The 22,169-nt window shown below is 72.1% G+C and carries 17 protein-coding genes; 13 read left to right on the top strand and 4 right to left on the bottom strand.

Annotated elements, in window-relative coordinates; genetic code table 11:
- Window position 1: 1 nt before the first annotated feature.
- The 3 genes from ABYE80_RS00445 to ABYE80_RS00435 are packed head-to-tail and all read right to left on the bottom strand — an operon-like array spanning window position 2 to window position 1,956.
- The gene (locus ABYE80_RS00445; RefSeq protein ID WP_372787796.1) at window positions 2-460 is read right to left on the bottom strand and encodes a hypothetical protein; all 459 of its coding nucleotides are present in this window, start codon (window positions 458-460) and stop codon (window positions 2-4) included.
- 45 nt (window positions 461-505) lie between these two features.
- Entirely contained in the window at window positions 506-934 is a 429-nt protein-coding gene (locus tag ABYE80_RS00440) for a hypothetical protein (RefSeq protein WP_372787794.1), read from the bottom strand.
- Window positions 935-966: 32 nt separating this feature from the next.
- Window positions 967-1,956: an NADPH:quinone oxidoreductase family protein gene (locus ABYE80_RS00435; protein WP_372787792.1), complete on the bottom strand. Its 990-nt coding sequence runs from the start codon at window positions 1,954-1,956 to the stop codon at window positions 967-969.
- A 112-nt stretch (window positions 1,957-2,068) separates the two neighbouring features.
- Here ABYE80_RS00435 and ABYE80_RS00430 point away from each other — a divergent pair, with 112 nt between their 5' ends.
- The 9 genes from ABYE80_RS00430 (at window position 2,069) to ABYE80_RS00390 (ending at window position 16,488) form a co-directional block, all read left to right on the top strand.
- Window positions 2,069-4,840 (top strand): bifunctional transaldolase/phosoglucose isomerase, encoded by a 2,772-nt coding sequence (locus tag ABYE80_RS00430; RefSeq protein WP_372787790.1) that lies wholly within the window; start codon window positions 2,069-2,071, stop codon window positions 4,838-4,840.
- Complete coding sequence (gene gnd / locus ABYE80_RS00425) at window positions 4,840-5,784, top strand: phosphogluconate dehydrogenase (NAD(+)-dependent, decarboxylating) (protein WP_372787789.1); 945 nt, start codon at window positions 4,840-4,842, stop codon at window positions 5,782-5,784. The genes ABYE80_RS00430 and gnd overlap by 1 nt, the downstream gene beginning before the upstream one ends.
- Window positions 5,781-7,334: a glucose-6-phosphate dehydrogenase gene (zwf, locus tag ABYE80_RS00420; protein ID WP_372787787.1), complete on the top strand. Its 1,554-nt coding sequence runs from the start codon at window positions 5,781-5,783 to the stop codon at window positions 7,332-7,334. Before gnd ends, zwf begins: the two co-directional genes overlap by 4 nt.
- 9 nt (window positions 7,335-7,343) lie before the next feature.
- On the top strand, window positions 7,344-8,408 hold the full coding sequence (locus ABYE80_RS00415; RefSeq protein ID WP_372787786.1) for a glucose-6-phosphate dehydrogenase assembly protein OpcA: 1,065 nt from the start codon (window positions 7,344-7,346) through the stop codon (window positions 8,406-8,408).
- Window positions 8,405-10,330, top strand: coding sequence for a glycoside hydrolase family 15 protein (locus tag ABYE80_RS00410; protein WP_372787785.1), 1,926 nt, complete (start codon window positions 8,405-8,407; stop codon window positions 10,328-10,330). The genes ABYE80_RS00415 and ABYE80_RS00410 overlap by 4 nt, the downstream gene beginning before the upstream one ends.
- Window positions 10,327-11,028 (top strand): 6-phosphogluconolactonase, encoded by a 702-nt coding sequence (gene pgl / locus ABYE80_RS00405; RefSeq protein WP_372787784.1) that lies wholly within the window; start codon window positions 10,327-10,329, stop codon window positions 11,026-11,028. The genes ABYE80_RS00410 and pgl overlap by 4 nt, the downstream gene beginning before the upstream one ends.
- Before the next feature lie 99 nt (window positions 11,029-11,127).
- Window positions 11,128-12,987 (top strand): DUF1800 family protein, encoded by a 1,860-nt coding sequence (locus ABYE80_RS00400; RefSeq protein ID WP_372787783.1) that lies wholly within the window; start codon window positions 11,128-11,130, stop codon window positions 12,985-12,987.
- Window position 12,988: 1 nt separating this feature from the next.
- Window positions 12,989-14,350, top strand: coding sequence for a DUF1501 domain-containing protein (locus ABYE80_RS00395; protein ID WP_372787782.1), 1,362 nt, complete (start codon window positions 12,989-12,991; stop codon window positions 14,348-14,350).
- 224 nt (window positions 14,351-14,574) lie between these two features.
- Window positions 14,575-16,488, top strand: a complete 1,914-nt coding sequence (locus tag ABYE80_RS00390) for a glycoside hydrolase family 15 protein (protein ID WP_372787826.1) — start codon at window positions 14,575-14,577, stop codon at window positions 16,486-16,488.
- Window positions 16,489-16,503: 15 nt separating this feature from the next.
- Here the strand turns inward: ABYE80_RS00390 and ABYE80_RS00385 are convergent, their stop codons facing one another.
- On the bottom strand, window positions 16,504-18,294 hold the full coding sequence (locus tag ABYE80_RS00385; RefSeq protein ID WP_372787781.1) for a TIGR03767 family metallophosphoesterase: 1,791 nt from the start codon (window positions 18,292-18,294) through the stop codon (window positions 16,504-16,506).
- Between the two features lie 93 nt (window positions 18,295-18,387).
- Here ABYE80_RS00385 and ABYE80_RS00380 point away from each other — a divergent pair, with 93 nt between their 5' ends.
- From ABYE80_RS00380 to ABYE80_RS00365, 4 genes are all read left to right on the top strand, one after another.
- Window positions 18,388-19,509, top strand: a complete 1,122-nt coding sequence (locus tag ABYE80_RS00380) for an SUMF1/EgtB/PvdO family nonheme iron enzyme (protein ID WP_372787779.1) — start codon at window positions 18,388-18,390, stop codon at window positions 19,507-19,509.
- Window positions 19,509-20,531 (top strand): L-histidine N(alpha)-methyltransferase, encoded by a 1,023-nt coding sequence (gene egtD / locus ABYE80_RS00375; RefSeq protein ID WP_372787778.1) that lies wholly within the window; start codon window positions 19,509-19,511, stop codon window positions 20,529-20,531. Before ABYE80_RS00380 ends, egtD begins: the two co-directional genes overlap by 1 nt.
- Window positions 20,532-20,599: 68 nt before the next feature.
- A complete protein-coding gene (locus ABYE80_RS00370; RefSeq protein WP_372787777.1) occupies window positions 20,600-21,370 on the top strand; it encodes an SDR family NAD(P)-dependent oxidoreductase in 771 nt (256 codons plus the stop codon).
- Between the two features lie 38 nt (window positions 21,371-21,408).
- Window positions 21,409-22,169: wax ester/triacylglycerol synthase domain-containing protein (locus ABYE80_RS00365; RefSeq protein ID WP_372787775.1), on the top strand; the 761-nt coding region annotated here is incomplete at its 3' end.

Genomic DNA, 22,169 nt, shown 5'->3' with positions numbered 1-22,169 from the left:
CTCAGACGGTGCCTGGAGGCTTGCGCTTGAGCTCGGACTCCTGTTGACGCATGACCGAGCCGGCCAGCATGAGCAGGGCCCCGGCCATCGCGACGTACCACCCGAACTCCAGCTCGATCTGCCCCGAGGGCTCGCCCGGCCGGTCGATGATGCCGACGTAGAACAGGATGCCGATGGCGGCGATCGCCACGATCGACGTGACCTGCCCCCTCGGCCACGACAACGCGTGGTCGCGCGCGATGATCCACGCGAGGATCAGCGGCGCCGCTGCGGCCGCCAGGAACAGCCACCGCAGGATCGAGTGGGCGTCCCAGGCCGAGAACGTGCCCTTTCCGGTCACGTCCGCCAGGACGGCCAGGTCACTGACCGACTCGTACCACTTGGTGAAGATCCCGATCGCCAGCAACACGCCTCCGACGATCGCGACGTACTCCCCACGACTCACCCGTTTCAAGTCCATGTCGCTGACCCTACCCCAGCCGGTCAACCCGGCGGCGCAGCTGGTTCAGTGGTCGAGGTCGACGCTCGCGGCGATCGCGAGCACGTCCTCCATCGCCCACGGCCCCTGCGCCGTGAGACGCAGTTGCAGGGATGCGGTGCGCCACCGCAGCTCCAGCGCCGGCCGCAGCGACGCCTGCGCGTGCTCGAGCGGGGACCGGCGCACCGTCATGTGGCGACCCGCCAACTCGACCCGCGTGGCCTCCCCGCCCTCCTCGGGCAGTTGGTCGGGCGGCGGCGCGTGGCCCACGTACAGCGCCAGTCGCCCCGGGGAGCCCGGACGGCTGTCGTCGAGATTCCACTCGACCTCGGTGCCGTCGCCGTCACCGAGCGCCCGCACCTCCACCCACCGGGTCAGCGGCAGGACCGCCCCGGGCAGCGGGAACCGGCGGCCGAGCCGTTCGTCAGCGGCAGCGATCCCCCCGAGCTGCTCCATCGCAGCAGCCTAGAGCCCTGGTCGGGACCGGGCTACGGTTCGAGCACGACCTTGCCGGTCGCCCCACGGCCGTCGATCAGATGCAAGGCCTCGGCCGCCCGCTCCAGCGGGAAGCGGGCACCGACCGGCGGCCGCACGTGCCCGCTCTCGATCAGCGCCGCGATGGCGTCGCCCACCTCACGCCCGTACGCGAGCCCGGAGCCGAACAGGTACTCGCCCCAGCCCGCGCCGACGACCTCGGTGTTCTTGAGCAGCAGGCGGTTCACCTTGACCTCGGGGATGGATCCCGCCGTGAACCCGACGACCACGACACGGCCGCCGCGGGCCAGCGATCGCAGGCTGTCGGTGAAGCGATCCCCGCCGACCGGGTCGAGCACGATGTCCACCCCGCGGCCGCCGGTCAGCGCCAGCGCCTCGTCCTTCCACGGTCCGTCGGACCGCACGACCTCGTCGGCTCCGGCCTCCCGCGCCACCCGCTCCTTCTCGTCGTTGGAGACCACCGCGATCGTGCGCGCCCCGAGCCCCTTGGCGACCTGGATGGTGGCGGTGCCGACACCGCCCGCCGCGCCGTGCACGAGCACCGTGTCCCCCTCGGCCAGGCGCCCGCGGGTCACCAGCGCGAAGTACGCGGTGTGGTAGTTGAGCACCAGGGCGGCACCCTGCGCGAAGTCCAGGACGTCCGGCAGCGCGAAGGTCATCGCCACCGGAGCGACCGCCACCTCGGCGAAGCCGCCCAGGACGCAGAACCCGGCCACGCGGTCCCCGACCGAGAAGCCCGACCCCTCCGGCGCGCTGCGCACGGTGCCGCCGACCTCGCTGCCCGGGACGAAGGGGAGCTCCGGCTTCATCTGGTACTGGCCGCGGGTCTGGAGGACCTCGGGGAACGAGACGCCCGCGGCCTTCACGTCGATGACCACGCCCTCTCCCGGTGTCATGAAGTGGGAGGGCTCCGGATCGGGGAGGTCGACCACGCGCAGCGCGGTGTCCGGTCCGGTGAGCTCGACGATCTGAAGGGCCTTCATCGCCCGGACGCTATCCGACGCGCCCCGGGCCCGACCGGTGCCTCCCGACGCGCCGCGTCGCCTTCGCGGAGGTTTCGTCGACCGCGGTTGCGGCACATGAAAGGGTTGCGTCATGAGCCGGACTGCCAGCATCAACGAGCGACTCGCCGCACTGACCGCCACCGGCACGAGCGTCTGGCTCGACCAGATCCGGCGCGGGCTCGTCACCAGCGGGGAGCTCGCCCGGCTCGTCGCCGAGGAGTCGCTGCGCGGCGTGACCTCCAACCCCGCGATCTTCGAGAAGGCCATCCTCGGGTCCAGCGACTACGACGAGCAGCTCGAGCGGCTCGCGGCCGACGGCGCGGACGCCCGCGCGATCTACCGCGCCATCGCCCTCCAGGACGTGCAGGACGCCTGTGACGTGCTCGCTCCCGTGTACACCGAGACCGGCGGTGCCGACGGGTTCGTCTCGCTGGAGGTCGACCCGGACCTCGCGCACGACACCGACGCCACGATCGCCCAGGCACGGGAGTACTGGGAGGCCCTCGACCGCCCCAACGCGATGATCAAGATCCCGGGGACGTCCGCCGGCGTGCCGGCCATCGAGGAGGCCATCTTCCACGGCATCAACGTCAACGTGACGCTGCTGTTCAGCGTCGCGGCGTACGAGAGGATCGCCGAGGCCTACATCCGCGGGCTCGAGCGCCGGCACGAGGCGGGCCTGTCCCTCGACGTGCGCTCCGTCGCCTCGTTCTTCGTCTCGCGCGTCGACACCGAGGTCGACCACCGGCTCGAGGCCCTCGACCGCACCGATCTCGCCGGACGCGCGGGGCTCGCGAACGCCCGCGCCGCCTATCACCGGTTCCGCGAGATCTTCCACGGGCAGCGGTTCGCCCGGATGCGCGTCGCGGGCGCCCCGGTGCAGCGACCGCTCTGGGCGTCCACCGGGGTCAAGAACCCCGCGTACCCGGACACCCTGTACGTCGACGGGCTCGCCGGCCCCGACACCGTCAACACGATGCCCCTCGCGACCCTGATCGCCGCCGGGGAGCGTCTGGAACCCGCGGCCCTCGTCCTGCACGGCACGCCGACCGCCGGGCTCGACCCGACCGTCGACCTCCGCGCGCTCGCCGACGCCGGGATCGACCTCGACGACGTGACCGACACGCTGCTGCGCGAGGGGATCGCCGCGTTCGTGGCGCCGATGGAGAAGCTGCTGCGCGGCATCGAGCACGCCCGGGAAGCAGTGGTCACCGGGCGGCCCCCGACCATCGCGGCGACGCTGCCGGACGGCCTCGAGCGGCCGGTCGCCGAGCGCGTCGCCCAGGCCGCACGCGAGGAGATCGTCCGCCGCATCTGGCGCGGCGACGACACGGTCTTCGGACCCGCGGGGCAGCCGGAGGTCGCCGATCGGCTGGGCTGGCTCACGATCGCCGGGAGGATGGCGGCCGAGGTCGCCGACCTGTGCGCCTTCGCCGACGCCGTCCGCGCCGACGGCATCGAGCACGTCGTCCTGCTCGGCATGGGCGGCTCGTCGCTGGCCCCCGAGGTCATTCGGCGCAGCTTCGGCGACCAGCCCGGCCACCCGGAACTCGTCATGCTCGACTCCACCGACGCGGCCGCGGTCCGCGCGGTCCACGAGCGCGTGTCGCTGCCGAGGACGCTGTTCGTCGTCGCGACCAAGTCCGGCGGCACCATCGAGACGCTGAGCGCCTTCGAGCACTTCCACGCCGTCATGTACGACACGGTCGGCGCCGAGGCCGCCGGGCGCCACTTCATCGCCATCACCGATCCCGGCTCCTCGCTCGTGGATCTCGCCGCCGCCCGCGGGTTCCGCCGGACCTTCCTCAACGACCCGGACATCGGCGGCCGCTACAGCGCGCTGTCCTTCTTCGGACTCGTGCCGGCCGCGCTCATGGGCGCCGACGTCCAGGCCCTCCTGGATGGCGCCGGGGTCGCGGAGCAGGGCTGCGCGAGCTTCGACTCCTCGCGCGGGAACAGCGGGCTGTGGCTGGGATGCACGCTCGGCGAGCTCGCGCTGCACGGGCGGGACAAGCTCACGTTCGTCGTCGACCCGCCGCTCGAGAGCTTCGGGCTGTGGATCGAGCAGCTCATCGCGGAGTCGACCGGCAAGGAGGGTCGCGGGATCCTCCCGGTCGCCGACGAGCCGCTGGGCGCGGTCGAGAGCTACGGCGCCGACCGCGTCTTCGTGCACCTGCGGGACGAGGACGCACCCGACGCCGACCACGACGAGCGGCTCGCCGCGCTGGCCGCCGCAGGTCACCCGATCCTGACCTTGACCGTGCACGGGGCGCGCGACCTCGGTCGCGTCTTCTTCTTCAGCGAGTTCGGGACCGCGGTCGCCGGCTGGACGCTGGGCATCAACCCGTTCGACCAGCCCAACGTGGCGGAGGCGAAGGCGGCCACCAAGGCGGTGCTCGCCGACGGCCTCGACGAGGGCGCGGACCCCGACGCGGACGACGACGCGCTGCGGTCACTGCTGGCCGGCCTCTCCGAACCCGGGGCGTACTTCGCCGTCATGGGCTACCTCGCCCCCTCCCCCGCCTTCGACGAGGCGGTCGCCGACCTCCGCGCGACGGTACGGGACGCGACGCGCGCCACGACGACCTTCGGGTACGGCCCGCGCTTCCTGCACTCCACCGGGCAGTTCCACAAGGGCGGCCCCCCGGTCGGCCGGTTCCTGCAGCTGGTGCACGACCACGGGGAGGACATCGCCATCCCCGGCCAGTCCTTCGGCTTCACCACGCTCAAGCACGCGCAGGCGCTCGGCGACCTGCGGACCCTCCGGGCGCACGGGCGACCGGCGGAGCGCGTCACGCTGCAGGGCGAGGATCCTGCCGCCGCGCTCCGAGCGCTCACCTCACGACTGAAGGGCCTCCTCTGATGGCACACATCGGTTTCGTCGGACTCGGGAAGATGGGCGGCAACATGGTCGCGCGCATCAAGCGCGACTCGGACCACGAGGTCGTCGCCTTCGACTTCGACAAGGCCGCGGTGAAGGCCGCGGTCGCCCACGGGGCGATCGGTGCGTCGTCCCTCGCCGATCTCGTGAAGAAGCTGCCGGCGCCCCGGCTCGTCTGGATCATGGTGCCCGCGGGGGCACCGACCCAGCAGACCGTCGACAAGCTCGGCGGGCTGCTCGAGAAGGGCGACACGATCATCGACGGCGGCAACTCCCGGTGGACCGACGACAAGGCGCGCGCCGCCGCCCTGAAGTCCTCGGGCATCGCCTACGTCGACGTCGGGACCAGCGGCGGCGTCTGGGGCCTCGACGTGGGCTACTGCATGATGGTCGGCGGGCCGAAGGCGGCCGTGAGGCGCCTGTCCCCGATCCTCGACGTGCTCGCCCCGGCTCCCGATGAGGAGCACGGCCCCGGATGGGCGCACATGGGGCCCGTCGGCGCGGGCCACTACGTGAAGATGGTCCACAACGGCATCGAGTACGGCCTGATGCAGGCCTACGCCGAGGGCTTCGACCTCTTCGACAAGAGCGAGTACGACCTCGACAACGCGAAGATCGCCCACCTCTGGATGCAGGGCTCCGTCGTACGGTCCTGGCTCTGCGAGCTCGCGGCGCGCGCCTTCGAGCAGGAAGGCAACGACCTCGCCGCCCTCGACGGCTTCACCGCCGACAGCGGCGAAGGACGCTGGACCCTCCAGGACGCGATGGACAAGGACGTACCGATGCCGGCGATCACCGCCTCGCTCCACGCGCGCTTCTACTCCCGCGGCAACGGCGACTTCACGCACCGGATGCTCTCCGCGTTGCGCAACCAGTTCGGCGGCCACGCGGTCGTGAAGTCGGCGAAGGCCCCGACCGCGGAATGACGCCGGACGACGACCCGACGGCGGAGAACCCGCTGATCGAGGGCCTCGAGCGCCTGCCCGTCCGGCCGACGTCGCTGGTCATCTTCGGCGGGCTCGGGGACCTGTCCAAGCGCAAGCTCCTGCCCGCGCTCTACAACCTCGCCCACGAGGGCGCGCTCCCGGAGCGCTTCCACCTCGTGGGCACATCCCGCAGCCCGATGAGCGACGCCGAGTTCCGCGAGGACGCCGCACAGGCGATCCGGCAGTTCTCACGCCGGGAGCCGGACGAGACCGTGCTCGACGCCCTCCTCGCGGAGGTCCGCTGGGTGGCCGGGACCTTCGACGATCCGGAGACGTACTCGCGGATCGCCGAGGTCCTCGCGGACTTCGACGAGCGGGCCGGGGCGCTGAGCCTCAACCGCGCCTTCTACCTCTCCACCGCGCCGGACTTCTTCCCGGTCATCGTCGAGCAGCTCGGGGGCCACGGTCTCAACCGCTGCGCGGACGACCGCGCCGGCGACGTCCGCATCGTCATCGAGAAGCCGTTCGGGACCACGCTCGCCTCCGCCGAGGCGCTCAACCGCACCGTCCTGGGCGTGTTCGACGAGCGCCAGGTGTTCCGCATCGACCACTACCTCGGCAAGGAGACCGTGCAGAACATGCTGGCGTTCCGGTTCTCCAACCGCATGTTCGAGCCCGTCTGGAACCGCGATCACATCCAGAGCGTCCAGATCACCGCCGGCGAGGACATCGGCATCGGATCGCGGGCCGGCTACTACGACGGCGCCGGGGCGCTCCGCGACCTCGTCCAGAACCACATGATGCAGCTGCTGTGCCTGCTCGCCATGGAGCCCCCGATCGACCTGTCGGCCGACGAGGTCCGCAACGAGAAGGTGAAGGTCCTCAAGGCCATCCGCCCGCCGCTGCCCGAGGAGATCGACGGGATGTCCGTGCGCGGGCAGTACGCCGCCGGTCAGTCCTCCGGCGACGAGGTCGCGGGGTATCTCGAGGAGGAGGGCGTGCCCGCCGACAGCACGACCGAGACGTACGCCGCCCTGCGGCTGCACGTGCAGAACTGGCGCTGGTCGGGCGTGCCGTTCTACCTGCGCACCGGCAAGCGGCTCGCCCGGAAGGTCACCGAGATCGCGGTGACCCTCAAGCCGGTGCCGCACATGGCCTTCGGCGGCTTCGACCCCGGACACGCGCCGCTGTCCGCGAACGTCCTGGTGTTCACCATGCAGCCCAACGAAGGGGTCTCGCTGTCGCTGGGTGCGAAGATCCCCGGTACGCGCATGAAGATCCGGCCGGTCCAGATGGACTTCCAGTACGGGACCTCGTTCGTCTCCCAGTCCCCGGAGGCCTACGAGCGCCTCATCATGGACGCGATGCGCGGCGACGCCACGCTCTTCACCCGCAACGACGAGGCCGAGGCGCAGTGGCGGATCATGGATCCGATCGTGTCGCGCTGGGAGGACTCCGACGCCGCCCTCCCGCAGTACGAGGCGGGCAGTCAGGGCCCGGCGGAGGCCGAGACCCTGCTGCGTGACGGCGACCGCTGGCGACGGGTCTAGCCGCAACCGATGCCGGCCACGACCGACACCGTCTGGCGCGAGCAGGACACCACGCCGACCGCCATCGAGGCGGCGATCCGGCACCTCGAGCACCAGCGCGTGCAGGAGAACCCCGGGTACGTGCAGTCGCGCGTCCTCAACCTGGTCCTCATCGTCGACCGGGCCTGGAGCGGCGAGATCGCGAACCGGCTGGGGAAGGTCGGTCGCTTCCACCCGTCGCGGACGATCGTCTGCTCGATCGAGCCACGGCGCACGGCGATCGACGCCACCGTGACCCTCAGCGGCGCGGCCGAGGTCAAGGCCGGGGAGCTCGCACCGGTCCGCGAGACGCTCGTGCTCAGCCTCGGACAGCAGCACCTCGCAGGGCTCGACACGATCGTCGACCCCCTCGTGAAGACCGACCTGCCGACCCTCATCTGGGCTCCCCACGGGCACCAGGAGGCCCTCGAGGAGCTGCTGGACCTGAGCCAGATCGTCCTCATCGACACGGTGGAGGAAGCGGACCCCGCGACCGCAATGCGCCACGCCCTGGCCCTGTCGGAGCGGATCTACGTGGTCGACCTCGCCTGGCTGCGCTCGACGCCGTGGCGGGAGCGGATCGCCGGGACCTTCGATCCACCCAACCGCCGCCGAGACCTCCAGGCGATCAGCCGCATGGAGATCCGGCACCATCCGGAGTCCCCGGCCGCCGCCCTCCTGCTGGCGGGATGGCTGGCCTCCCGTCTGGGCTGGGACCCGAGCCCGCTCGTGCGTCACGACGGCGGCCTGCGGGCGCGCCTGCACGCCCGGCGACAGGACGTGACGCTGGATCTCGTCGCGGACCCGACCCAGTCGGTCCCCGGGCTCGCCGGGATCACGGTCCAGACCGCCCGCGGCGAGACCCGCACCCTGGATCGCGGACAGGGCGGCCTGCGGGCGTCGCTCACGCGGCGGGACGGGACCACCGAGGCGTGGACCGCGCTGGGCGCCTCCCGCGGCGAGGGCGGCATCCTCGGCGAAGGCATCCGGCAGGCGCTGCTGCGCGACCGGACCTACGTCCCGGCGCTGCGCATCGCGGAGGCGCTCGCGCGATGAGACGGCTGTCGACCGGCATCGACCTGCCGCTGGGCGGCAGCCCGTTCCCGCCGATCGGCGAGTACGCCTTCCTCTCCGACTGCGAGGTCACCGCGCTCGTCGCCCCCGGAGGCGGGATCGAGTGGATGTGCCTCCCGCGCATGGACGGGCCCTCGATCTTCGGGGCGATGCTCGACCGGGACGCCGGGTACTTCCGCGTCTCGCCGACCGGCGTGCAGGTCCCCGCGGCCCGACGCTACCTGCCGGGCACGATGATCCTCGAGACGACGTGGCAGACCCGCACGGGCTGGGCGGTCGTGCGCGACGTGCTGCTGGTCGGTCGCTGGTACCACGAGACCGAGCGGTCGGAGACCCACCGCAGGACCCCCAACGACTACGACGCCGACCACGTGCTGCTGCGGACCATCCGCTGCGTGAACGGCTCGGTCGAGATGACCGTCGACTGCGACCCGAAGCTCGACTACGGGCGCCACCGCGTCGACTGGGAGTACGCGACCGAGGGCTACCACGTGGCCACCGGCACGAGTGCCGAGGTGCCGGGCGTCGAACTGCACCTGACGACGGACCTGCGTCTGGGGCTCGAGGGCGGCCACGCCTTCGTGCGCACCACGATGCACGACGGCGACGAGGCGTACGTCGCGCTCTCGTGGACCGAGCACCCCGCCCCCTCCTCCTACCCCGAGGCCTACGAGCGCCTGGTCGGGACCGCCGACTTCTGGCACGACTGGCTCTCCCGCGGCGAGTTCCCGGACCATCCGTGGCGGATCCATCTGCAGCGCAGCGCCCTGACGTTGAAGGGGCTGACCTTCGCGCCGACCGGCGCGCTCACGGCGGCGACCACGACCTCGCTCCCCGAGACCCCCGGGGGCGAGCGCAACTGGGACTACCGCTACGCGTGGATCCGCGACTCGACCTTCTCGCTGTGGGCCCTGTACTCGCTGGGGTTCGACTGGGAGGCGGCCGACTTCTTCGCGTTCATCAAGGACGTCGCCGCCGGCGACGAGGAGCTGCAGGTCATGTACGGCATCGGCGGGGAGCGCGACCTGACCGAGCGCACGCTCGAGCACCTCGACGGGTACGAGGGCGCGAAGCCCGTCCGGGTCGGCAACGGCGCCTACAACCAGCGCCAGCACGACGTGTGGGGCGTGTACCTCGACAGCGTCTACATCCACACGAAGTCCCGCGACCAGCTCCCCGACTCGCTCTGGCCCATCATCAGCCACCAGGTCGAGTGCGCGATCAAGTACTGGCGTGAGCCGGACCGCGGGATCTGGGAGGTCCGCGGCGAGCCGAAGCACTTCGTCAGCTCCAAGGTGTTCTGCTGGGTGGCGTGCGACCGCGGAGCCCGCCTGGCCCGCCTGCGGCAGGACCACGAGACCGTCGAGCGCTGGCAGGCCGAGGCCGACACGATCAAGGCGGACATCCTCGAGCGGGGCGTCGACGCGCGCGGGGTGTTCCGCCAGCACTACGACTCCGACGCGCTCGACGCGAGCTGCCTCCTGCTCCCGCTGCTGCGCTTCCTGCCTCCCGACGACGAGCGGATCGTGGCGACGGTGAACACGATCGCCACCGAGCTGGCGGTCGACGGGCTGCTCCTGCGCTACAAGGTCCACGAGACCGACGACGGCATGCACGGCGAGGAGGGCGCGTTCATCATCTGCTCGTTCTGGCTCGTGAGCGCGCTGTCGGAGATCGGGGAGACGCACCGGGCCCGGGCGCTGTGCGAACGGCTGCTCGGCTACACCTCCTCGCTGCACCTCTACGCCGAGGAGATCGACCCGCTCAGCGGACGGCATCTCGGCAACTTCCCCCAGGCGTTCACGCACCTCGCCCTGATCAACGCGGTCCTCCACGTGATCCGGGCGGACTCCGAGCTCGCCCAGCACCATCAGCCCCTCGACGCGCGGAGGTCGGAGCGATGAGCGCGCAGGCACGGATCGAGCGCTTCGCGGACGCGGAGCAGGTCGCGCACGCCCTCGCCGAGCGGGTGCGGCACGAGATCGCCGCCGCCCACGCCGCACGCGGCGTGGCGCACGTCGCGCTCTCGGGCGGACGCACGCCGCGGCGCGCCTACGAGCTGCTCGCCGGCGACGCCGCGGGATGGCGTGACGTGCACCTCTGGTACGCGGACGAGCGCTGCGTGCCCCCGAACCACGAGGAGTCGACCCACCGGCTCGTGCGGCAGACGCTGCTCGCCCGCGCCGGCCTCGGGTCCGGCGTGACGGAGCACCGCGTGCTCGGCGAGCTCGACGACCCGGACGCGGCGGCGCGGGCCTACGCCGCGGAGCTCCGCGCGACGGTCCTGGACGTCGTGCTGCTGGGTCTCGGCGAGGACGGCCACACCGCCTCGCTGTTCCCGTACTCGACCGAGCTCGAGACGTTCACGGGTGGCCCGCGTGTCCTCGCCGTCCGCGACGCGCCCAAGCCTCCGCCCGATCGGGTGACCCTGACGCTGGAAACGCTGGGGAAGGCTCGCGCCCTGGTGCTGGCGGTGACCGGGGCCGACAAGTCCCCGGCCCTGCGCCGCACCCTGGAGACGCCGTCCGCGGCGACGCCCGCCTCGCTGCTGCGGCGCGACCGCCTGACCATCCTCGCCGACGCCGCGGCGCTCGACGGCTGACGGACGGATGTCCAGGGACGGCTGGCGGCCCCTGGACGTTTGGCCGACGCATCCGCGGGGCCGGTGGGGGCGATGCCGCGGGCCGCCGATGGCCCGACCGTGGCGACCTCGACCAAACGCGTGAAGAAGGCACGGGCGAAGGCCCGCAAGCTGGCCGCCGCCAAGAAGAAGGTGACCGGCAAGCGCAAGGTCTCCAAGAAGGTCCGGAAGAAGAAGCTCACGAAGTCCAAGGGCCGCACGTGCCGGATCAAGACCGTCAAGACCAAGAAGGGACGCAAGAAGCGGATCAAGCTCTGCTGGAAGAGCAAGAAGAGCAAGAAGAGCAAGAAGAAGAGCTCCAAGAAGAAGTCCGCCGGCCGGAAGAAGACCACGACCGCGCGCAAGCCCGCCGCTTCGGCGCCGTCCTGGTTCGCCCCCGCCCCCAGCGCCCCGGAGGCCCCCGCCCCCGCGCCGGCTCCGGCGCCGGCGGCGGCTGTCCCGGCCGCGGCGGCTGCCGCACCCGCCGCTCCCGCCGCGGCGCGGACCCCCGCCCCGGCCACGCCTCCTCCCCCGGCGCCCCCGCCGGCGGTCCCCCCGACGCCGGACCCCGTCCCCGCGCCCGATCCGGGATCCATCCCCGCCACCCCGTCGGACTTCACGGTCGCCGACGCGCGACGGCTGCTCTGGCGGGCGGGGTTCGGTCCCGTCCCCGGGCAGGCGGAGGCCCTCGCCGCCATGGGTCTCGACGCCGCCGTCCGCTCGCTCGTACGCCCGCAGGGCACCGCGCAGCTCGTCGGCCCCGCCCCGGTCGACGACGACGGCAACCCGCTCGCCCCACGGGACCTCTGGGGTCACGACCACTGCCACCTGCTGGACCGCATGGTGCGCACCACGCAGCCGCTCGTCGAGCGGATGACGCTCGTGTGGCACGACTGGTTCGCGACCAGCCGCGCGAAGGTCGGCAGCGCCGAGTTCATGCTCGAACAGAACGAGCTGTTCCGCCGGCACGCACTCGGGTCGTTCTCCGAGCTGCTGCACGACGTCACGAAGGACCGCGCGATGCTGGTGTGGCTCGACGGCATCCAGAACACCAGGTGGAACCCGAACGAGAACTTCGCCCGCGAGGTCATGGAGCTCTTCACGCTCGGCGCGGGCCGCGACGCGTACACCGAGCAGGACGTGCGTGAGGCCGCCCGCGCGTTCACCGGCTTCCGCGCGGACTGGGACTCCAACCTCGGCTACGTCAACTTCCGCTTCGACGGGAACCGGCACGACGGCGGGCAGAAGACGATCTTCGGCCGGACCGGCGCGCACGGCTGGCGCGAGGCGCTCGACCTCTGCCTGAACCACCCGATGCACGCCAGCCACTTCGTGACCAAGCTCTGGTCGGCGTTCGTCCCCGTTCCACCGGACCCTGCGACCCAGGCGTACCTCCAGCAGCTCTACCTCAGCAGCGGCCGGCAGGTCGCGCCCCTGCTGGAGACGATCCTCAAGCACCCCACGTTCCTGCGTGGCCCGTCCATGATCATCCCGCCCGTCGTCCAGCAGGCCGGCACGCTCCGGGCGATCGGCCGCCACGTCGACACGACCGCGTGGTCGTGGCTCGCCGACATGTCCGGGCAGCGCCTGCTGTTCCCGCCGAACGTCGCGGGGTGGAACGAGGACCAGTGGCTGGACACCTCGCGCTGGCGCGGCCGCTGGGAGACCACGGCGGTCGCCGTCTGGGACCGGATCGTCGACCCGTGGAGCGCCACCGCGCCCTACGACGCGACCGAGACCGCGGAGCAGGCCGTGTCCAAGGCCGTCGCCTGGTGCGGGTCCCCCTCGCTCACCACCGAGTTGCGTGCGGCGCTCCTGACGTTCGCCCGGGACACGATCCCTGCCGGACTCCCCCAGTGGGCCGCCGGCCCGCGCCGCGGGATGCGCCAGAACGCGCTGCGCATGCTGATCCTGACCTCCTCCGACTTCCAGGTCTCCTGACATGACACCGAACTGCTGCAAGGGCTTCACCCGCACCGAGATGCTGCGCCACGGGGTGGCCGAAGCGGGCCGGGGGCTCCCCCGCATCGAACCGGGGATGCCTGCGCCCGCGGGGACCGGGCTGACCCGTCGATCGCTCATGGTCCGCGGGTTCGCCTCCGGCCTCGCGGTCTACGGCGCCTCCAAGCTCGGGCTCGGCGCGCTCGAGGAGGGCATCGCGGAGGCGGCGACCGGGTCCCCCTCCAGCCGGGTCCTGGTGTCGGTCTTCATGGCCGGGGGCGTCGACTCGCTGAGCGTCCTGGCGCCGGTGGGCGACAGCCGCTACGCCTCCCTGCGCCCCACGCTGCGGCTCCTGCCGGGCGAAGGGCCGACCTTCTCGGAGGACGCGCGCCTGATGTGGCACCCGTCGGCCTCCGGCCTGCGCACCCTGCACGGCGAGGGCAAGGTCGGCGTGCTCCCGGCGGTCGGCTACGCGAGCCCCGACCAGTCGCACTTCACCTCGCAGCACTACTGGGAGGTCGGCGCGCTGGACCCGGGCGCGCAGTACGGGTGGATGGGTCGGTTCCTGGACCAGCACGGGTCGCCGACCAACCCGCTCCAGGGCCTGAGCGTCGGCTGGTCGCTCTCCCCGGCCCTGGCCCCGTCCAGGAACCCCGTCGCCGCCGTGTCGCGCCTCGACGACTACCGGCTGTCCGCCCCGGGCGTGCACGACGACATGGACGACCTGATGTACGCGGCGATCGGCACCCTGGGACGGCTCCCCAGCGAGGACGCCCACCGGCAGCGAGCGCGGAGCGTGGCGGGGCAGGTCGACGGGATCCGGGCCGCGCTCGGCCCGTTCCAGGGCGGCATCTCGGCACCGGTCTCCTACCCCAGCGGGACGTTCGCCAGCCGTCTCAAGGGCGTCGCGGCCGGGATCCAGGGAGGCCTGCCGCTGCGGTGCGTCGCGATCGAGGCGCCGGGCGGCTACGACACGCACAGCGGGCAGCTCGAGTCGTTCGGCGACGACCTGAAGGCCACCAGCGACGGCCTGCTGGCCTTCCAGCGCGACCTGGAGGCGCGGGGGATCGCGGACCGCGTGCTGACCCTCGTCTGGTCGGAGTTCGGTCGCCGGCCGCAGCAGAACGGCACCGGCACCGATCACGGCGCCGCCGGGGTCGGGTTCGTGATCGGATCCCAGGCGAAGGGCAGGATGGTCGGTGAGTTCCCGGGCCTCTCGACGCTCGACGCCCAGGGCAACCTGCGATCCACGTCGGACTTCCGTGCGCTCTACTCCTCGCTCCTGGAGCAGTGGTTCCAGGTGGACGCCGCCCCGATCATCCCCGGGGCAGGGTCGTACGGGCGCTACGGCCTGGTCCGATAGGACGCCGACGCGCCAGCCGAACCCGCTCCGAACCGCAGGAGCCCGCCCGCGGTTTGTGGCGCGCGGGCACGTTCGCCATCCTAGGAGGGGTGAACGCACCCCCTGAGCGCTCCGCCACCGACGATGCCGCCACGGCCGAGCGCGTCGCGGCAGCCCGCACCGACGCCACCGTGAACGGGGGCGCGGGCGCGCATCCGCCTCGCCGCGGCGCCATGGATCCGTTCATGGACGCGCAGTTCGAGGCCGACCCGACCCCGTTCGTCGAACGACTTCCGACGCGATCGCCGTTCCCGCCGATCGCCGACTACGCCTTCCTCTCCGACTGCCACACCGCGGCGCTGGTGGCGCCGGACGGCACCGTCGAGTGGCTGTGCCCGCCGAGGTTCGACGCACCGTCGGTGTTCGCCGCCATCCTCGACCGCAGCGCCGGCGGCTTCCGGCTGGGCCCGTCGTCGATGGGCGTGCCCGCCGGCCGTCGCTACGAGCCGGGCACGAACATCCTGGAGACCACGTGGATGACGCCGACCGGCTGGCTGGTCGTCCGGGACGCGCTGGTGATCGGCCACTGGCGGGAGCGCACCCAGGGCGCCGCGACGGCGCACACGCGTCCGCCGACGGACTTCGAGGCCCACCACGTCCTGGTCCGGACGATCACGTGCATCCACGGCCAGGCGCAGATCGAGCTCCTCTGCGAGCCGATGTGGGACTACGGGCTGAAGCCGGCCGTGTGGGAGCGCCCGGAGGGCGACACCATGGCCGTGGACTGCACCGACGGCGGCGAGCGCCGGATGCGCCTGATCAGCGACCTGCGCCTCGGCATCGAGGGCGGCTGCGCGCGGGCGCGGCACCGCCTCGAGACCGGCGAGACCCGGTACTGCGCGCTGTCGTGGTCGCGCCTGCTCGACGGGCCGCGCAGCGTGCTCGAGGCCGAGATGTCCCTGCAGACGACCTCCGAGTTCTGGCGCGGCTGGCTCGCCGACGGCAAGTTCCCCGACCATCGCTGGCGCGGGCACCTGCAGCGCAGCGCGCTCGTCCTCAAGGGGCTGACGTACGCGCCGACCGGAGCCATGGTCGCGGCGGCCACGACCTCCCTGCCCGAGACGCCCGGCGGCGAGCGCAACTGGGACTACCGCTTCACCTGGATGCGGGACGCCACGTTCACCCTCAGCGCCCTGAACTCCCTGGGCCTGAACTGGGAGGCGGACGACTTCATCCAGTTCGTGGCGGACGCGGAACGCAACGGCGACGGCTCGTTGCAGATCATGTACGGCATCGGCGGGGAGCGGAAGCTCGACGAGGAGACCCTCGACCACCTGTCGGGCTACGAGAACGCGCGCCCGGTCCGCATCGGCAACGGGGCGCACGACCAGCGGCAGAACGACGTGTACGGCGCCGTCCTGGACTCGATCTACCTCCACACCAAGGAGTACGGCCACAACTCGCAGCGCCTGTGGCCGGTCATCGAGGACCAGGTCCAGCGCGCCAAGGACACGTGGCGGATGCCCGACCAGGGCATCTGGGAGGCGCGCGGCGAGCCCAAGCACTACACGTCGAGCAAGCTCATGTGCTGGGTGGCGCTGGACCGCGGCGCACGGCTCGCGGCGCGCCGCGGCAAGGACGACCTCGCCGACGAGTGGCGCGAGGTCGCCAACGAGATCCACGCCGAGATCTGCGAGAAGGGCACCGACGACCGCGGGGTGTTCACCCAGCACTACGACACGGACGCGCTGGACGCCAGCAACCTCCTCATCCCGCTCGTGCGATTCCTCCCCCACGACGACCCGCGCGTCCGCGCGACCGTCCTGGCGATCGCCGACGAGCTCACGGAGAACGGCCTGGTCCTGCGGTACCGCACCGAGGAGACCGACGACGGGCTCTCGGGCGAGGAGGGCACCTTCCTGATCTGCAGCTTCTGGCTGGTCAGCGCGCTGCTGGAGATCGGCGAGCGCACCCGTGGCCGTCAGCTCTGCGAGCGGCTGCTGTCCCTCTCCAGCCCGCTGGACCTGTACGCCGAGGAGCTCGAGGCCGCGACGGGCCGGCACCTCGGCAACTTCCCGCAGGCGTTCACGCACCTCGCGCTCATCAACGCGGTCATGCACGTGATCCGCGACGAGGAGCACGCCCCGGTCGCGGACTGAATCGCCGCCCGGACCTCAGCGCGGGTCGGGCAGCAGCAGCTCGACGTTGCGATCCTCGGGCTTGCCCGATCCGCCCATGCTCTTGCCCTTGCCTCCGACCTGCGGGTCGTTGAAGGCGAACTCCCGGGCGATCGCGGCGAGCTGCTCCTCGGAGAACCCCTTGGCGTCCTTCCCGGGCGCGGGCGCGTCGAGCCTGCCCCCGTGATCGATCGCGGTCCCGAAGATCGACAGGGTCCCGTCGCGGTTGTCCATCACCTCGAGCAGACGCGAGTTGATCGGCCAGTCGACCTCGCTGGCGGTCTCGATGCCCCAGAAGCCGCCGGGCGCGCCGCCCGACCGCTGGAACGGCGTGATCTTGTGCTCGTGCGTGTGGCCCGCCACGTACGCGATGACGGCCGGGTGGTCGAGCAGCAGTTGCTGGAGGTCCGGTCCGAAGTGCAGCGGGGTCGAGGTACGCGGGTCGCCGTCGCAGCCCGGGCCGGCCGTCCGGCGGTCGTCGCACGGAGGGACGTCCTCGTCGGTGCTGTTCTGGGTCAGCGAGCGGATCGGATGGTGCCCGAACACGATCACGAGCTCGCCGGCCTTCTCCGCGGCGGCGATCGTCCTCTCGAGCCAGCGGAACTGGGGGTCGTCGAGGTTGCCCTCGCTGCCGATCGTCTCGCCCTCGGCGACGGTGTTGATCGAGATCATCCGCACGCCCTTCCGCGGTGCGAACGCGTAGTAGGAGGCCTGCCCGCCGGACGCGGCCGTCTCCTGGGGATCCACGAGCGCGAAGCCGTGGGCGTCGGCCTGCTTGCCGGTGACGTGGAGGTCCATGTACTCCTTGCGGTCCACGAAGCGGCGCTCGGGGTCTGGCGGCACGAGCACGCTGCGATCGGGGGACGTGAAGAGCGCCGAGGAGCCCAGTCCACCGGACTGCAGCGGCTTCAGGCATCCCGTGCTCACCGCCTCGAAGCCCGCGTTGGCCCAGGCGTTGCCCTGCACGAGACCGTCGTGGTTGCCGAAGGCGACGTAGCTCGGGACCTTCAGCCCCGGGGTGTTGAACGGACGCTGCGCCCTGTCCATCAGCCCCGGGTACCGCGGCCACGCGGCGAAGGGTCCCGACGGGCGGTCGGGGTCGTAGAACTGCCCGGACTCCAGCGTGTCCCCGAAGTCCTGCACGCCGGTGTACCTCTGCGCCTCCCCGACCGGTCCGCATCCCGGCGCGTCCACGCCGCTGTTGGGCATCAGCCGCCCGCCCTCCAGGAGCTTGACGGTCCACTCCACCTCGTTGGCCTGCTGGTTGTCCGCGTTGTCCCCGGTCGTGATGACCGCCGCCATCTTCGTGTGCCTGGACCGCCGGTGGCGTATCGGCGAGTCCTCGAAGCGGTTGATCTGACGGATCACCTGGTCGACCGTCTGGGGGCCGAACGCCTCCTGGGGACGCCACGCGGACGTGAACGGCGTGCCGCCGAGATCGAGCGCCTCGACGCGTGCCGGGCCTTCCTCGTCGGCCAGCTGGAAGTCCGACAGCTGCGCGAAGTAGACGAGCGAGTCCCGCCGCTTGTGCCGTCCTCGCACCGGGGACGCGCCGAGATCGGAGCGGATCACGCGCTTCCACCCCGGGGCGAAGCGCAGGCGGGAGTAGGGCGCCTCGGGATCGACGCCCTCGATGGTCGTGTAGCTCGTCGTCGGAGGGAAGTCGCGGCGCGGCGCCTTCTTCGCGGCCGCGCCGGAGAGCGCCGGCGCGAGGACGGCGGCTGTAACGAACGCCGCCACAGCGGGACGGAGAGACCGATGCGCCAGCTTCCGGAGAGAGGTGAACACGGTGTGAACGTACACCGCCGGCCCGCGACCGACGCCAGTCAGGGGCGTAGGCTGGCCCATCAACGGGAAGACCCCCGCCTGATGTCCGGCCGCATGCCCGACGCACAGACGACAGCCAGCGCCACAGCCAGCACCGTCCTCGCCGACCTCGACGCGGTCCGCGCGCGCACGCTGGACCTCGTCTCCCACCTGTCCACCGAGGACCTCGAGCGGCAGATCGACCCGATCCTCTCCCCCCTGGTGTGGGACCTCGGTCACATCGCCGCCTACGAGGACCTCTGGCTGGTCCACCGCCACGGCGGCCTGCCGCTGCGCCGCGAGGACCTCGCCGCGCTCTACGACGCCTTCGAGACCCCGCGCGCCGTGCGTGGCGAGCTGGAGCTCCTCGACCGGGCGCAGGCGGAGGCCGAGCTCGTCGCGGTCCGTGAGCGGGTCCGCGAGGTCGTCGCCCGCCGCGGGGTCGGGGACGGCACCGTCTTCGAGATGGTGCTCCGCCACGAGCTGCAGCACACCGAGACCATGCTGCAGGCCATGCGGCACGCCGACCTGCTGCCGCCGACGCTGCCGGGACCGCCGCAGCTCGGCGAGGGCTCCTTCATCAGCGTCCCCGCCGGTGAGCACCTGCTCGGGGCCCGCGCCGAGGGCTTCGCCTACGACAACGAGCGACCGGCCCATCGGGTCGAGGTCCCGGCCTTCCGCATCGCCACGCGACCGGTCACGAACGCGAGCTGGCTGACGTTCACCGAGGGCGGGGGCTACGAGCGTCGCGAGTGGTGGTCGGACGAGGGGTGGGCGTGGAAGCAGGACGACGACTCCACCTGTCACCCGGCGATCAGGGACGGGCATCCGGACGCCCCGGTGTGCCACGTCTCCTGGTTCGAGGCCGACGCCTTCGCCCGCGCGCACGGAGCGCGACTCCCGACCGAGGCGGAGTGGGAACGGGCGGCGACCTGGCACCAGCAGACCGTGGGGGCATCGGCAGGGAACGTCTGGGAGTGGACCTCCACGACGTTCAGCGGGTACCCCGGGTTCGTGGCCCACCCCTACCGCGAGTACTCCGAGGTGTTCTTCGACCGGGGCTACCGCGTGCTGCGCGGCGGCTCGTGGGCGACGCATCCGCGCGTCGCGACGACGACGTTCCGCAACTGGGACCTGCCGCAGCGCAGGCAGATCTTCGCCGGGGTACGCCTGGCACACGACGAGGAGGCGCACTGATGGAGCCGATCTTCGAGACCGCCACGGTGGCGCCGCCACCGTCCGGACTCCGCATCGAATCGTTCGTCGACGGAGGCGCGGGCGGCGAACGCGCCCTCGCCGACGATGTGCTCGACGGGCTCACACGCCCCTTCAAGGAGCTGCCGCCCAAGCACTTCTACGACGCCCACGGCGCGCAGCTCTTCGACCGGATCTGCGACCTGCCCGAGTACTACCCGACACGCACCGAACGCGCCATCCTCACGGCGAACGCCGACGCGATCGTCGAGGCGACCGGTGCGACCGAGCTCGTCGAGCTCGGCTCGGGGACCGCGGCGAAGACCCGCCTGCTGCTCGACGCGATGCGCCGCGCCGGGACCCTCGTCCGCTACGTGCCCTTCGACGTGACCGAGTCGATGGTCCGCGACGTGGCCCGCGCGCTCGTCGACGAGTACGACGGACTCGACGTCCACGGGATCGTCGGCGACTTCGACCGCCACCTCCACCGCGTCCCCGACCCGAACCCCGAGGGGTCGCGGATCGTCGCGTTCCTCGGCGGCACGATCGGGAACTTCACGCCGGGCAGCCGGCGCCGGTTCCTGCGGCGGATCGCCGCGATGCTGGCGCCCGGGGACCATCTGCTCCTCGGAACCGACCTCGTCAAGGACCCGGCCGTCATCGAGGCCGCCTACAACGACAGCGCGGGCATCACGGCCGCGTTCAACCTGAACGTCCTGCGGGTCCTCAACCGGGAGCTCGACGCGAACTTCGACCTCGACCAGTTCTCGCACGTCGCGTTCTTCGACCGCGAGCACGAGTGGATCGAGATGCGCCTGCGGTCGGTCTGCCATCAGTCCGTGCGGATCGAGCGACTCGGCCTGGATGTCGAGTTCGCCGCGCGTGAGGAGCTGCGGACCGAGATCAGCGCGAAGTTCACCCGGGACCGGCTGACCGCCGATCTCGCGGCTGCCGGGCTGCAGCTGGCCGAGATGTACACGGATCCGCAGGACCTGTTCGCTGTCAGCCTCGCCCGGAAGCCCTGACCCCCTGTCGTCGGGATGTCGGGCGGGGCGCGGGTCGGCCGCGCCCCGGCCCCGTATAGGTTGCCGCCATGAACATCGAAGGCAGTGGAGCACTCGTCGTCGGCGGAGCCAGCGGCCTCGGGGAGGCGACCTCCCGGAAGCTGACGGCCGAGGGGGCGATCCTCACCATCGCCGACGTCAACGTCGAGAAGGGGCAGGCGCTGGCCGATGAGCTGGGCGCCGCCTTCGTCGCGTGCGACGTACGCGAGGAGGCCCAGGTCGAGGCGGCGGTGGCCCAGGCCGCCGAGGCCGCGAAGGACGACGGTGGGCTCAGGATCGCCATCACCTGCGCGGGCACCGGGTGGGCGCAGAAGGTCGCGGGCTCCAAGGGCCCCCATCCGCTCATGCCGTTCGAGGTCATCATCGGCATCAACCTGATCGGGACGTTCAACGTCCTGCGGTACGCGGCGACCGCCATGCTCGAGAACGCACCCGGGGAGTCCGGGGAGCGGGGCGTGCTCGTCAACACCGCGTCGATCGCGGCGTACGACGGTCAGATCGGCCAGATCGCCTACTCCGCCAGCAAGGGCGGGGTCGTCGGCATGACGCTGCCGGCCGCCCGCGACCTGGCGCCCTCCGGCATCCGCGTCGTGACGATCGCCCCGGGCCTGTTCGACACCCCGCTGCTCGCCGCGCTGCCCGAGCCCGCCCGTCAGGCGCTCGGAGCGTCGGTGCCCTTCCCGGCGCGGCTCGGTGACCCGGCGGAGTACGCGCAGCTCGCCGCTCACATCGTCGAGAACCAGATGCTCAACGGCGAGGTCATCCGGCTCGACGGCGCGCTGCGCATGGCCCCGAAATAGGAGCCGTGCGACCGCCTGGAGGACTAGGGTTGCGCATCATGGCCGACCCGCTCTCCCCCGCGGACCGCTCGTCGCTCGCCGCCGAGCAGGGGCCGATCAACATGGCCGTCGGAGGCGTGCTGATCTTCGAGGCGGGGGACGGGATCGACCGCTCGAGCCTGATCGGGCGGCTCGACGGCCGCCTGCACCTGATCCCGCGCTACCGGCAGCGGCTGGCGTCACCCGCGCCCGGCCTGGCCAACCCCGTCTGGATCGACGACGAGCACTACGACACCGGCTGGCACGTCAAGCAGGTGTCCCTGACGTCCGGCAGCATCGAGGAGCTCGGGGAGATCGTCGGCCACGAGATGTCGCGCAAGCTGGACCGCGACCGGCCGCTGTGGGAGATGACGCTGGTGACCGGTCTCGAGGGAGGCCGGACCGCGGTGATCCCGAAGATGCACCACGCCCTGGTCGACGGCATGGCGGCGGTGGACATCGGGACGGTCATCCTCGACCCCACGCCCGAGCCGCTGGATCTCCCTCCGGCGGAGCCGTGGAAGCCGCGACGCTACGACCGGCGCCGGCACCTCGCGAAGCTGCCGCTGGACCTCATGGGCGACACGACGAGCCGGATGCTGCGCGAGGGCACGAAGCGGTCCACGCGGCTCGCGCAGCCGGTCCGGGCCGTGAGCGAGGCGGCCGGCGACCTGCGCCGGGCGACCGAGCTGCTCACGGAGCTCGCCCGTCAGCGTCCCGCCGCGCCCATGACGCCGCTGAACCACCCGATCGGTCGCAACCGGCGCTACGCCCTGCACCG

The organism is Paraconexibacter sp. (assembly GCF_041602235.1).
Taxonomy (GTDB): Bacteria; Actinomycetota; Thermoleophilia; order Solirubrobacterales; family Solirubrobacteraceae; genus Paraconexibacter.
Note: the sequence above shows the minus strand (reverse complement) of the source record. Positions and strands in the feature narration are given on the sequence as shown.